This is a genomic window from Streptomyces sp. DG1A-41 (assembly GCF_037055355.1).
In the GTDB taxonomy this organism is placed as follows: Bacteria; Actinomycetota; Actinomycetes; order Streptomycetales; family Streptomycetaceae; genus Streptomyces.
The window spans coordinates 3,382,225-3,394,806 of the sequence record NZ_CP146350.1 but is presented as its reverse complement, the minus strand read 5'-3'; the positions used below and the strand labels follow the sequence as shown (position 1 = coordinate 3,394,806).

The 12,582-nt window shown below is 70.3% G+C and carries 11 protein-coding genes; 6 read left to right on the top strand and 5 right to left on the bottom strand.

The window, feature by feature from the left end; all coding sequences use genetic code 11:
* Positions 1–86: 86 nt before the first annotated feature.
* Positions 87–1,421 carry an SGNH/GDSL hydrolase family protein gene (locus V8690_RS15720; RefSeq protein WP_338779367.1) on the bottom strand — a complete coding sequence of 445 codons (1,335 nt, stop codon included), beginning with the start codon at positions 1,419–1,421 and terminating at the stop codon, positions 87–89.
* A gap of 167 nt (positions 1,422–1,588) precedes the next feature.
* Between V8690_RS15720 and V8690_RS15715 the strand changes: the two genes are divergently transcribed.
* A complete protein-coding gene (locus V8690_RS15715) occupies positions 1,589–2,959 on the top strand; it encodes a DUF445 domain-containing protein (RefSeq protein WP_338779365.1) in 1,371 nt (456 codons plus the stop codon).
* 99 nt (positions 2,960–3,058) lie between these two features.
* On the top strand, positions 3,059–4,594 hold the full coding sequence (locus V8690_RS15710) for an MFS transporter (protein ID WP_338779363.1): 1,536 nt from the start codon (positions 3,059–3,061) through the stop codon (positions 4,592–4,594).
* 180 nt (positions 4,595–4,774) lie between these two features.
* On the opposite strand, the gene V8690_RS15705 is transcribed toward V8690_RS15710, so the two are convergent.
* A complete protein-coding gene (locus tag V8690_RS15705; protein WP_338785366.1) occupies positions 4,775–6,226 on the bottom strand; it encodes an alginate lyase family protein in 1,452 nt (483 codons plus the stop codon).
* 290 nt (positions 6,227–6,516) lie between these two features.
* A complete protein-coding gene (locus V8690_RS15700; RefSeq protein WP_020272524.1) occupies positions 6,517–6,819 on the bottom strand; it encodes a hypothetical protein in 303 nt (100 codons plus the stop codon).
* A 195-nt stretch (positions 6,820–7,014) separates the two neighbouring features.
* Here V8690_RS15700 and V8690_RS15695 point away from each other — a divergent pair, with 195 nt between their 5' ends.
* From V8690_RS15695 to V8690_RS15680, 4 genes are all read left to right on the top strand, one after another.
* On the top strand, positions 7,015–7,437 hold the full coding sequence (locus tag V8690_RS15695) for an Hsp20/alpha crystallin family protein (protein WP_338779360.1): 423 nt from the start codon (positions 7,015–7,017) through the stop codon (positions 7,435–7,437).
* 149 nt (positions 7,438–7,586) lie between these two features.
* Complete coding sequence (locus V8690_RS15690; RefSeq protein WP_338779359.1) at positions 7,587–8,084, top strand: DUF2267 domain-containing protein; 498 nt, start codon at positions 7,587–7,589, stop codon at positions 8,082–8,084.
* Positions 8,085–8,481: 397 nt separating this feature from the next.
* A complete protein-coding gene (locus V8690_RS15685; protein WP_338779358.1) occupies positions 8,482–9,093 on the top strand; it encodes a TetR/AcrR family transcriptional regulator in 612 nt (203 codons plus the stop codon).
* Positions 9,090–9,500 carry a DUF6069 family protein gene (locus tag V8690_RS15680; protein WP_338779357.1) on the top strand — a complete coding sequence of 137 codons (411 nt, stop codon included), beginning with the start codon at positions 9,090–9,092 and terminating at the stop codon, positions 9,498–9,500. Before V8690_RS15685 ends, V8690_RS15680 begins: the two co-directional genes overlap by 4 nt.
* Before the next feature lie 372 nt (positions 9,501–9,872).
* Here the strand turns inward: V8690_RS15680 and V8690_RS15675 are convergent, their stop codons facing one another.
* Positions 9,873–11,045, bottom strand: a complete 1,173-nt coding sequence (locus V8690_RS15675) for a serine hydrolase domain-containing protein (RefSeq protein WP_338779356.1) — start codon at positions 11,043–11,045, stop codon at positions 9,873–9,875.
* A gap of 72 nt (positions 11,046–11,117) precedes the next feature.
* Positions 11,118–12,461, bottom strand: a complete 1,344-nt coding sequence (locus V8690_RS15670) for a transcriptional regulator (RefSeq protein ID WP_338779355.1) — start codon at positions 12,459–12,461, stop codon at positions 11,118–11,120.
* Positions 12,462–12,582: the final 121 nt, after the last annotated feature.

The window sequence follows — 12,582 nt, the reverse complement described above, 5'->3', positions numbered from 1 at the left end:
GGCCGCAGACGGCACCCCGCAGCGCCGGGTTGCGCACCCCCCCCGCGCCTCAGCACCGGCGCCGGGTACGCAACAGCCGGCAGCCCCTACAGCTCCGCCGGTGCCGACCCCTTCAGGCTCTCCAGGTCGAACGCCTCCGCCATCCGCGCATACCCCTTGTCACTGGGATGCAGATGATCCCCCGAGTCGTAGTCGGCCCGCAGCCGGCGCGGGTCATAAGGATCACGCAGGGCCTTGTCGAAGTCGACCACCGCGTCGAAGACCCGCCCCGCACGAATCTCCGCGTTGATCCGCTGCCGCACCGCCTCCCGCGCGTCCGAGTACCCCCGGTGCCCGCCGAACGGCATCAGCGTCGCCCCCACGACCTTCAGCCCCCGCGCATGCGCCTGCCCGACCATCGTGCGCAACCCGCCGAGAATCGCGTTCGGATCCGCGAGCCCAGGATTGCGCAGGATGTCGTTGACCCCGAGGTCGATGACGACGACCTTGGCGTTCGTCCGCTCCAGCACGTCCCGCGCGAAGCGGTTCAGCCCGCTGGGGTTGTCCGCCGGCCGGCCCAGCCCGTCCGTGAGGACCCGGTTCCCGCTGATGCCCTGGTTGACGACGCTGTAGCGGGGCAGATCCCGCCCGGCGGCGATCTCCGCGCGTAGCCGGTCGTTCAGCACATCGGTCCACCGGTTGTTGGCGCCCGCCGTGGAGGTGATCCCGTCGGTGAGCGAGTCGCCGAGGACGACGACCGTCCCGTCGGACTCGTTGCTCAGCACGTCCAGCGCGGTCAGGTAACGCCAGTACATGCTCTGCTCGGTGTACGGCGCGCCCGTCGCGTCCGCCGCGTGGTCGCCCTGGGCGACGTAGGAGATCTGCCGGGCGTGCGGGTGGTACGTCACCGGGCCGGAGCTGGTCGGCGTGTACGTGGTGATCAGGACGTCCGCGTCGTGCGGGACGGCGATGCGCACGGCGTCGCTCATCACCTGCCGGCCGGGCGGGATGACGACCGTCGGCCCGCCGTTGAAGGTCAGCTGCCGCATCGTGTCCGGGAGCGCCGCGGGCGTACCGCTGCCGGCGGCGACGGCGATGGAGGCCTGTGTGATGCTCAGCGGCGACTGGCCGTAGAGATTGGACAGCGTCACGCGGGCACTCGTACCGCCGACGCTGGTGTGGACGACGTTGCGCACCGAACGGTTCGCCATGCCGGTCGTCTCCGTGCCGGGCTCGGCCGCGGCCGGGGAGGTGGACCAGGTGCCGACCCAGGTGCCGGTGGAGGCGGGTGCGGCGGAGTTGTTCGGAAGGCGGCTGTCCGTGACGGCGTTCCGGCTGTGCGTGCCGTCGTCGGACGCCACTCCGACGTATATGGCAGTGGAAAGGGCCACGATGGCTGCGACCAGCCCGGCCAGAAGGGCGTAACCACGACCCCGGGTCATGCTGTGTAGTTCTCCTCGGGCGATGGGAGCCCCAGGCTCCGATCTGATGTGCCCATGATGCGGCATGGGCAGGGGGAAGCTCACAGGACCCCCCCGTGGCATTGCCCCCTCCCGACAGACGCCGGGAACTCCTGTTCCGTTCCAGGAGTCGGTCAGGAAGGGACAATGTGTGTGGGATCACCAAGCGGGTGGAGCGGATGGAACAGGCGAAAGTGGAAGAAAAGGGTGGTGTCCGGGGGCAGCATGCCCGCCCGGGCGCCGTCACGAACCGTGCGATGACGAGCTTCAGCCCGGCGGACGAGGAGAAGCAGCGCGGCGTACGCCGCATGAAACTCACCGCCACCGGGCTCCTGCTGTTCGTGGCCGTGGTCTACATCCTCGCCAAGTGGGCCCAGAACTCCGGCGCGGGGCCCTGGGCGGCCTATGTCGCCGCGGCCGCCGAGGCGGGCATGGTCGGCGCGCTCGCCGACTGGTTCGCCGTCACCGCCCTCTTCCGCCACCCCCTGGGCATCCCCATCCCGCACACCGCGATCATCCCCACCAAGAAGGACCAGCTCGGCGTCTCCCTGGGCGAGTTCGTCGGGGAGAACTTCCTCTCCGAGGACGTCGTACGGCAACGGCTGCGCGCCGTCGGCATCGGCAGCCGCCTCGGCGCCTGGCTCGCCGTCCCCGAGCACGCCGACCGGGTCACGGCGGAGCTGTCCACCGCCCTGCGCGGCGCCCTGACCGTCCTGCGCGACTCCGACGTCCAGGCCGTGGTCGGCGAGGCGATCACGCGCCGCGCCAACGCCCAGGAGATCGGACCCGGCATCGGCAAGATGCTGGAGAAGGTCGTCGCCGACGGCGGCCACAAGCGGGTCGTCGACCTGGTCGTCACCCGCGCGCACGACTGGCTGGTGCTGCACCGCGACGAGGTGATGGACGCCGTGGAGGGCGGCGCGCCCGGCTGGACGCCGAGGTTCGTCGACCGGAAGGTGGGCGAGCGCGTCTACAAGGAGCTGCTGCGCTTCGCCACCGAGATGCGCGACATGCCCGCCCACCCCGCGCGTGGCGCCCTCGACCGCTTCCTCACCGACTTCGCCTCCGACCTCCAGTCCGACACCGACACCCGCGCCCGCGTCGAGCGGCTCAAGGGCGAGGTGCTGGGCCGCGGCGAGGTCCAGGACCTCATCGCCAGCGCCTGGACGGCCGTACGGTCCATGATCGTCGCGGCGGCGGAGGACGAGCGCAGCGAGCTGCGGCTGCGCGTCCGGGCCTCCCTGCTGTCGCTGGGCTCCCGGATGGCGGCCGAGCGCAAGGTCCAGGACAAGGTCGACAAGTGGGTGGAGGACGCGGCCGTCTACGTCGTCACCACTTACCGCAAGGAGATCACCTCCCTGATCACGGACACGGTGGCGAGCTGGGACGCCGAGCACACCACGAGGAAGATCGAGGCGAACATCGGCCGCGACCTCCAGTTCATCCGGATCAACGGCACGGTGGTCGGCTCACTCGCCGGCCTGCTGATCTACACGGTGTCGCACGCGCTGGGGGCGTGAGCGGCGGGACGGTGACGCGCCGGTGGCGTCAGGTGGCAGGGCGTAAGCGAAACCGCTCAGGGCACTCGAACCGGGTTCTTCTCGATGAGGAGGGAGCCCATGACCACCGCACAGGCCGGGACCGGCCGCACCGTGACCACCGACATCCCCGCCCGCCTCGACCGCCTCCCGTGGTCACGCTGGCACTGGACGATCGTCATCGGACTCGGCACCGTGTGGATCCTCGACGGTCTCGAAGTCACCGTCGTGGGCAACATCGCCAGCCGCCTGTCGGAGCCCGGCAGCGGCCTGCCCATCACCTCCGGCGAGGTCACCGGCCTCGCGGCCGCCCTGTACGTGGCGGGAGCCTGCTCCGGCGCGCTCTTCTGGGGCCGGCTGACCGACAAGTGGGGCCGTAGAAAACTCTTCATGATCACGCTCGCGGTCTACCTCGGCGCCACCGCCCTGACCGCGATCGCCTTCGACACCTGGTGGTTCTTCCTCTTCCGCTTCCTCACCGGCTTCGGCATCGGCGGCGAGTACGCGGCCATCAACTCCGCGATCGACGAGCTGATCCCCAAGGAGTACCGGGGCCGCGTCGACCTGATGATCAACGGCAGCTTCTGGCTGGGCGCGGTCGGCGGCTCCCTCCTCTCGATCGTCGCGCTGGACACCGACATCTTCGCGGCGAACGTCGGCTGGCGCCTCACCTTCGCGCTCGGCGCGGTCCTGGCCCTGGTGATCCTCCTGGTCCGCCGGCACGTCCCGGAGAGCCCCCGCTGGCTCCTGATCCACGGCCGTGACGACGAAGCGGAACGCATCGTCTCCTCGATCGAGCGGAAGATCGAGCAGGAGCAGGGCGAGCCGCTGCCGCGCGCGGAGGGCGAGATCACCATCCACCAGCGCCGCGGCGTCTCCTTCCTCGAGATCGGCCGCACGGTCTTCTCCGACTACCGCCGCCGCGCGGTCCTCGGCTTCTCCCTCTTCATCGGCCAGGCCTTCCTCTACAACGCCATCACCTTCGGCTTCGGCGCGATCCTGACGACGTTCTTCGACGTCCCGAGCGGCAACACCGGCTACTACTTCGCGGTCATCGCCCTCGGTAACTTCTTCGGCCCGCTGCTGCTGGGCAAGCTCTTCGACACGGTGGGCCGCCGCGTGATGATCTCCGGTACCTACCTGCTGTCCGGCCTGCTCCTCTTCGGCACGGCCTGGCTCTTCGACCAGGGCTCCCTCAGCGCGAGCACGCTGACGGCCTGCTGGTGCGCGGTGCTGTTCTTCGCCTCGGCGGGCGCGTCCAGCGCCTACCTGACGGTGTCCGAGGTCTTCCCGATGGAGACCCGCGCCATGTCCATCGCCTTCTTCTACGCCATCGGCACCGCAGCCGGCGGCATCAGCGGCCCGCTCCTCTTCGCCGACCTCACCGGCACGGGCAAGGTCGCCGACACGGTCCTCGCCTTCCAGATCGGCGCGACCCTGATGTGCCTGGCCGGCCTGGCAGCAGCGCTCCTCGCGGTACGCGCGGAACGCCGCTCCCTGGAGGACATCGCCAGGCCGCTCACGGCAGCGACGGACCAGACGGGCCCGACGGCTCAAGACAAGGGAGACGGCGCCTACGCCTCCGGCTCGACGGGGTCGAGGACGGCGACGACGTAGCACCTGGCTGCGGGCGGCCGTAGCCGACGCAGCTGCGCCCACCCGTGCCGCTTGGGGCGGCACGGGTGGGCGCAGCGGCACCCCGCCGGCGCCGGCGAGCGACCCGACCCGTGCCCGGGCCACACGCCCAGCGCCCTCGCAACGTGCCGAAGGCCGAGGCCCTGCGCAACGTGCCGGACGCTACTCGGCCCCACCCCGCCGCACCCGCACCCTTCCCCGCCGCCGCAGCAACAGCAACCCACCCGCGACAGCGGAAACCCCCGCCGCGGCAACCCAGCCGACCACATCCTCGGCCCCGGTAGCAGCCAGGTCACGCCCCGCAGCAGGCGAGCCCGAGGCGCTCACGGCCCCCTGCGGCCGCGCACCCCCACCAGAGGCCGCTCCAGACGAACCCGCACTCGGCGCCCCGCCAACCGCCCCCTCCACCCGCTCCCGATCCCGAGTAAAGGCCAGAGTCCCGAACCCAAGCTGGTCGTAACCCCCACTGTTGGGCCCATAATCCCCACCCCCGCCCTCCGGCGCAGCCTTGGCCGCAGCACGCGTCACATACGACGCCGACAACCCCCGCCGCTTGGTGTAATGGTTGGCGATCATCGCCCAGATGGGCCGAGTCATGGCCGGATCCACACCCGCGGCCCCGGTCGCGGTCTCACTCCCCGACCACCCCCCGATGGCCCCCTTCCTCCGCGTGTTGGCCGTATACGGCACGTCCCCGCCCAGGCTCCACTTCGCCACGTACTGCGCCCCCTTGAGGAACCGGCTGTCGTCGTAGCCGTACAGATCGATCCCCTGGTTCCACGCCATCTCGCACACCGTGCCCATCAGCCCGACCCCGAGCAGCGCATGCCCTTGGTCCCGCCCGGCCTCGACCCACTCGGCGAGCCCGTCCTCGTGCACGACGGGAATAGCGTGCTTGACGGACCCCATGCCGTCCCCGTGCTTGAAGTACTCGACGGCCCGGTCGACCACGGCACGGTCGTCGCAGAAGATGCCGGTGGCGAGCACACAGGCGATGGCCGTCAGGTCCCAGTTGGGCCAGTAGTTGGTGACGACGGCGTTGTTGTGATCGCTCAGGAAACCGTCGCTGAGCGGATGGAAGACGTTGCGCATCAGCTCCTGCGCCCGCCCGAGCTCGAAGTCACCGTGATCGCGTACGAGTTCGGCGGCGTTGGCGAACTGGTAGCCGTACAGCCCGGCGGCCAGGAACCGGTCGGCGGAGCCCTGGATCGACGTCAGCTTCCCCGACCAGGCGTTGAGGATCGCCACCGCGGTGTCGGCGTGCGCGGTCTCGCCGCTGACGTGGTACCGCAGGGCGTTCTGGTAGGCGGCGTGGATGTCGTTGTAGAGGACCGCGTAGTTCTGGGGCGAACCCGCCCCCCGGTACACCGTGGCCTGCGGATTGGCCCGCCAGCCGCTCTGCGCGTGCCGGTTGGCGGTGAGCTTGGCGAACCCGGCCGTATAGGGTCTGGCGCCCGCCTTCACCTTGGCCGCCATACGGTCCAGGTCGGTACGGGTGTGCAGCAGCCCCGGGTGGGCGAAAGCGGAGCCGGCGGCGGAGGCCGGAATCGCGAGCGCGGTCGTACCGACGCCGATGCCGGCGGCTCCGGCTGCCGCGCCCGCGGCCTGCACCATGCTCCGGCGGCTGATGTGTCGTGTCACGTTGTCGCACCTCAACGTCGTAAGTCGCGTTCCTGCGGGGGACGGTGAGGAGACGGCCGGACGGCGGAGGCGATAACGAAAACTGCGCTATAGTTGATCTGCGTCCGGTCGCAGGAACTCCGGTAGACGGACGATGCGTTGGTGGTCCAAGGAAAGACGCCCCGCTTCCTGCGGGGAAATGCAGGTGCAAGGCCTGCCCGGCGCTCCAGACGAGAACCCCGGCCCTGGGTTTCAGGGCCGGGGTTCTTCGCTGTGCGCTCGGCTCAACCGCGCCGGTCGGCGACCACCCAGGACGCCACCGCCACGGCCCCCGCCACCCCGAACACGGCAGGCCAGGCCCCCACCTTCTTGGCCAGCGGATGCGACCCGGCGAAGGCGGCGACATACGCGGCCGACAACGCCCCCGCGGCCACCCCGCCGGCCTGCTGCCGCCACTGCCGCGCGGCCGCGGCCCCGGCGACGGCGAGCACGGCCCCGCCGAGCGGCCGCTGCCTGGTCCAGCGGGCCACGCCGTACCCGCCCACGAGCCCGCTCGCGGCGATCACCGCACTGGGAACCTTCGCCATTCCTGCCTCCTGTGCCCTCGCTCGTGCGGTCTTGAGGCTAACGCCCCAGGTGACGGGCGCCTGCGCCGGGGCACCACAAGATCACCTCTCCGATGTGAGTCGAGGCTTGTCAAGTTTCCTCCTCCGAGTTATATAAGAAGACGCAGAACGTAAGGGCATCGCACAGGCAAAGCCTGAAGAGAGGAGTGACCAGTGATGCTCATGCGCACGGACCCCTTCCGTGAACTCGACCGGCTCACCCAGCAGGTCCTCGGCCCCGCCACCCGCCCGTCGGCGATGGCGATGGATGCCTACCGCTCCGGGGACGAGTTCCTCGTCCACTTCGACCTCCCCGGCATCGACCCCGAGTCGATCGAGCTGGACGTCGAACGCAACGTCCTGAACGTCCGAGCAGAGCGCAGGTCCCCCGCCCCCGAGGACGCGGAGCTCCTCGTCGCCGAGCGTCCCACCGGCAGCTTCACCCGCCAGCTCTTCCTCGGCGACACGCTGGACACGGAGCGCATCGACGCCTCGTACGAGGCCGGCGTCCTGACCCTGCGCATCCCGGTGGCCGAGCAGGCCAAGCCGCGCCGCATCCAGATCACGGGCGGCGACAAGCCCAAGCAGCTCAGCGGCTGACGGCACGGCCCTCCCGTACCCACGCACCCACGAGGGCTGTCCCGAGGACGTCCCACCCGCGGGGCAGCCCGCCCCCAACCCTCACCCCCGCCGCCGGAGTCCGAGCCCGGCGGCGTGACGCAGGACCGGATCCGGAGGAAGACCCACACATGAGCGTGACGACGGTGCCCAGTGTGACGACTACTCTCACGGCCTCGGAGGCCCTGATCCCCGCCGCGCCGCACAACCACGACACCCGAGGTGACGACAACGCCTGGACCCGACTGATCGGAGCGGTGCGGGAATCGGGCCAGTACCCCACCAGGTCGGAGGCGGAGCGTGTCACCCGTATCGTCCTGTCCGCCCTCGGCGGTCATGTGATCGGCGACGAACGGGTCGACCTCGCCCGTGCCCTGCCCGAAGAGGCCGCCCGGGTGGTCGCCTCCCAGATCCCGGCCACGCGCCGGCTGACCGCCGCGGAGTTCGTCGACTCCGTCGCGGCCCGTATCGAGGGAGCGACCCCCGCCACGGCCCGCTGGGACGTCAGCTCGGTCCTGAGCGTGCTGCCGTCCCTGGTCGGCGATGACCTGGTGACCCGCATCCTGGCCCAGCTCCCCGCCGGCTACGCCCTCCTCTTCGGCCGAGCGGACCTGAGCCCGGCGTCGTAGGCTCCTGACCCGCGTACGACGGCCACCGCCGAGGCCGACGGTGGCCGTCGGGCCGGTCGTCGTCGGACAGACGGCCAAGCCACCGACAGGAGCCGCCACTTGACCCGCACGAGGTCCGCGACCCTCACCACCCCCGACGGCACGCACCTCGCCCACAGAGACCACCACCCCGCCGGGGAACCCGCGGCGACGTTCCTCCTCCAGCACGGCCTGGCAGGCCACCACCACCTGCGGCGACGGAAACGGCTCCGCTCCCGCGAAACCCGGCCTGACGGCCGCGGCGGGCACCGAACCACCCGGGTGAGCGCATCCGAGCCCGGTGGTCGTGCGGGAAAAGTGAGCGGAGTGAGTCCTCACTCATTGACGGAGTGAGGACTCACTCCGTACTCTCGCGGTCATGACAGCAGCTGAGGAAAACCAGACCACCCGCCGCCGCGCCCCCGCCATGTCGCCGGAGCAGCGCCGCGAAATGATCATCCAGACCGCGATCCCGTTGATCGCCGAGTACGGCGCCGCGGTGACGACCGCGAAGATCGCCCGCGCCGCGGGCATCGGCGAGGGCACGATCTTCCGGGTCTTCGCCGACAAGGACGAGCTGCTACAGGCCTGCATGTCCGAGGCGCTCTCCCCCGAGCACGCGGTCCGCGAGCTCGACGCGATCGACCTGTCCCAGCCGCTGCCCGACCGGCTCGCGGAGGCGGCCGAGGCGCTACAGGCGCACATGTCCAGGATGGGCGCGATCGCCGGCTCGCTGGGGCATCGCGGCGGCAAGCATCCCGGCACGGTGCGCGGCGCGGGCCGCAACGAGTCGACGACTCGTATCCGCGCGGCCCTCGCGGAGTTGCTGGAGCCCGACAAGGCCGCCCTGCGCCGGCCGCCGGAGCAGATCGCGGCCCTCTTCTTCGGGCTGCTCTTCACCCAGCCGCGTACGGAGGACGAGCCCGACCTGACCCCGCAGGAGCTGGTGGAGGTCTTCCTGAACGGGGCGCTCTCGGGGGACGCCAAATGAGCACAGGGCGAAAGCGCCTGGCGGTTACGGCCCTGGCCGTCCCGGCCCCCGTCCTGGTGTGGCTGGTCGCGGACCCACTGCTGGGGCACCGCCTGCGGATCGCCGACGGCGAGCAGACGCTCGACATCGGCGCCGTACCTGTGGCGGTCGTCGCACTGCTCGCGTCGCTCTCCGGCTGGGGACTGCTGGCCGCCCTGGAGCGGTTCGGGGCACGGCGCGCCCGCGCCATCTGGACGGGAGTGGCCGGCGCTGTACTGGCCGTGTCCTTCCTGCCGTTCATCGGCGACGGCATGGACGGTGGCACCCGGGCCTCCCTCGCGCTGATGCACCTGGCGGTGGCGGCGGTGCTGATCCCGGGGCTGGGCGGCAGGTCCCCCGGCGCGGGAGCCGGTGCCGCCAGGGGGTGACCGCCAGCACCAAGTACACCGCAACCAGCACCAGATGGAGGCAGCCCCGCCAGAGCGTGGCGCGGCCGGGGATGACCGTCAGAGTGCCCACCACGATCGGGATGAAGAGCGATACCTGGTGGGTCGGGCCGCGGCCCGGCAAGAGTGGAGGCTGGAGTACTGACTGACTCACGCTGGACGAACTACGCCGAGGTGCCTCCGTACCCCAACGGCCACCACCACCCGCCAGCTCCCCGGCGACGGCCCCGCACCCCGCCCCAACCGGCCCCGCCGCCCCACCCCTGGGCCGCTCGCCCCGGAACCGCCAACCTCGGAAGAACCGGGCGGCCGTGAGTACGTCACAGCCAACGTGATGATTACGGACCTGGTCTGCTACGCCAGGGACTTGCGCACTGCCTCAACCAGCGACGCCGCCCGAACATCGTCTGGCCCTCCGATGATGTGGTTCATCACGTAGCCGAAGGCGATGCCGTGCACCGGGTCGGCGAAGCCGAGGGAGCCACCTCGACCGGTGTGACCGAACGACTTCGGACCGGCCATGGCGTTGTTCTCGGTGGGCAACATGTAGCCCGAACAGAACCGGCTCGGCGTCAACATCACCTGATCGACCCCGCTGACCTGCTCCGCAGTCGCCAGCGCAAGGGTCCCAGGACTGAACAGACGCACGCCATCCACATCACCGATCAGCGCGGCGTACATACGTGCCAGCCCGCGCGCGGTGCCGATCCCGTTGGAGGCCGGGAGCTCTGCGGCCTGCACCTCGGGCGAGTTGAAGTCGATCTCAGCCGGATCTGTGACGGCGAACGCCCTGTTGCTGAACGAATTCGGATCGCGCCAGGCGGCAACCAGGTCGCGGAGTTCATCTGGGATCGACTCTGGGGGAGCGGAGGTGAGGTCGACCTCTGGCTGCTTGTGCACCATGCGGCTCACCCGGTCACGCTCACGCGTCGGCAATCCGATGAAGAAGTCCAGCTCGAGGGGGGCGGCGATCTCGTCGGCGAAGAAACGGCCCGGCGTCTGGCCGGACACCCGGCGGATCACCTCGCCGACGAGCCAGCCCCAGGTCCGACCGTGGTATCCGTGCGCCGTGCCAGGAGTCCACTGGGGACGCTGAGCGGCCAGTGCGGCCGCCATTGGATGCCAGGCCAACGCCTCGTTCAGTGGGACCGGGTGGTCCAGCGTGATCAAACCAGCCTGGTGGGACAGCAACCAGCGCACCGGGATGTCTGCCTTGCCGTTCGCGGCGAACTCCGGCCAGTACTTCGCCACCGGCGCGTCCAAGTCCAGCGCACCATGCTCGGCCAGCATGTGCGCTGCGGTCGCGGTCGCCCCCTTGGTAGCCGAGTAGACGAGTTGCAGCGTGTCCCGCGTCCACGGACAACCGGCTTTGGGATCGGCGACGCCACCCCACAGGTCAACCACCGGTTGACCGTACTGGTACACGCACACCGCCGCGCCGATGTCCCCGTGCTGGGAGAAGTTCGCCGCGAACGCCTCACGCACCGGTTCGAACCGAGCCGCGACCTCACCGTCGATCGTCGTCATGCCGTCCATCCTGGCATTGGAACCGCATACTCCGAGGGGGTGGGCTCGCCCTCGAAGTCCGAAAAGTGACTGCTAAGCCGCGACGGGCAGAGCCTGAAGGCGCTCACGGAACTCACGGACAGCGGGGACGGACTTGCGCGGTTCGAGCCGCGCGGAGAACTCCTTCAAGCGGTCCAGAGCCCGTACGGAGCTGACACTGGTCTCCAAGAGCTCGGCGCCGTAGTTCGCGGCGTCCAGCGCCCCCTCCAGGTCACCACCAGCGAGCCGGGCCTCAGCCAGGCGGCTGGACCGTACGGCCTTGTCCCGAGGAGCCGCGCTCTTCACGGAGGTCTCCAGGGAACCCGTCGCGCGCTCCACCTCCCCGGACCGCAGCAGAACCTTGCCCTCGGTCGACTTCAACTGGGCCTCACCGAACCAGTCGAGCCAGTCCGGATTCTCCTCCGCCGTGTGGCGCTCCCAGAGAGACAAGGCACGGTTGAGCGCCGCTCCGGCTTTCTGGTGGTCGCCGTCGCGCGACAGTGCCTCGGCCTTGTGCAGGTAGAGGAAGGACTGGGTGTACGGCGACAGCGTTCGAGGTGCGTTGTCGATGGCGGTGGAGATGAGGTCGACACGCTCGGCGGTTCGTCCGGCTTCGGAGACGTGAACGCCCATCTCCGCGAGGATGAAGGCTCCGAATGCGTCGTCTCCAGCGGTACGGGCGCTGCGTAGGGCCCCGACGTAGTAACGCTGGCCGGCAGACCGCAGCCCTGCGTCGTAGGCCATCCACCCGGTCAGGTGCGATACCCGGGCCGCCAGACCGTAGAGGCGGACGCGCACCGTGTCCGTGTACCGGCCAGCGCTCAGGAGACCGGTCACCAGGGCGAGATCGCCGCGTGCCTGCTCCAGAAGCGTGGCGCCTCCGAGTTGATCGTCGAGAGTGCGGAGCGTGCTGATGCGCTTTTCGATCGTCGAGACCATCGTGTCCGTGACCTGATCCCCGTTGAGGGCTGAGGCGAAGGCGGAGGGCGCGTCCACCCAGCTCGCCGCGAGGCCGGTCAGGGCGGCCCCGGTGATCGTGAGAAAGCCCCGGCGATCCATGCGGCCACTCCCCACGAGTTCGGACAACGCCTCAACGGTACCGGCCTCGGTCCACGGGGCGGTGAGCCCCGTCACCTCCCAGACCGGAAGCCACCGGGGCCATCCTTCCTTCCGGGCCTGCTCGTACGGGACGCGTAACAGGTCAGCGAGTACGCGCTGGGCGTCCGCGTCCGGCTCCTGCCCCTGCTCCCACTTCCATACGGTCGTCCGGTTGGTCGCTAGCGGGATTCCGAGCAACCGCCCGTGCGCCTGCATGAGTCGGGCGAACTCGGCCTTCCCCCATCCGCGTGTCTGGCGGAGGAAGCTCAGCGGATGAACTGCCAACGACTCACCAGGCACGTCATCACTCCCGTCATCCCCTCACGGCGTAGTGGGGAGACTACGTCGCGTGTCCGCGCACGGCGAGGGCGTCCTCATGAGGAACCCCTTAGAAACGTTCCGCCTTGCTGGACAGGGTCGT

What these genes read in the sequence shown, in the direction of transcription:
- V8690_RS15720 (WP_338779367.1), bottom strand. Translation starts at nt 1,421, where the DNA reads ATGACCCGGGGTCGTGGTTACGCCCTTCTGGCCGGGCTGGTCGCAGCC.
- V8690_RS15710 (WP_338779363.1), top strand. Translation starts at nt 3,059, where the DNA reads ATGACCACCGCACAGGCCGGGACCGGCCGCACCGTGACCACCGACATC.
- V8690_RS15705 (WP_338785366.1), bottom strand. Translation starts at nt 6,226, where the DNA reads ATGGTGCAGGCCGCGGGCGCGGCAGCCGGAGCCGCCGGCATCGGCGTC.
- V8690_RS15700 (WP_020272524.1), bottom strand. Translation starts at nt 6,819, where the DNA reads ATGGCGAAGGTTCCCAGTGCGGTGATCGCCGCGAGCGGGCTCGTGGGC.
- V8690_RS15695 (WP_338779360.1), top strand. Translation starts at nt 7,015, where the DNA reads ATGCTCATGCGCACGGACCCCTTCCGTGAACTCGACCGGCTCACCCAG.
- V8690_RS15690 (WP_338779359.1), top strand. Translation starts at nt 7,587, where the DNA reads ATGAGCGTGACGACGGTGCCCAGTGTGACGACTACTCTCACGGCCTCG.
- V8690_RS15685 (WP_338779358.1), top strand. Translation starts at nt 8,482, where the DNA reads ATGACAGCAGCTGAGGAAAACCAGACCACCCGCCGCCGCGCCCCCGCC.
- V8690_RS15680 (WP_338779357.1), top strand. Translation starts at nt 9,090, where the DNA reads ATGAGCACAGGGCGAAAGCGCCTGGCGGTTACGGCCCTGGCCGTCCCG.
- V8690_RS15675 (WP_338779356.1), bottom strand. Translation starts at nt 11,045, where the DNA reads ATGACGACGATCGACGGTGAGGTCGCGGCTCGGTTCGAACCGGTGCGT.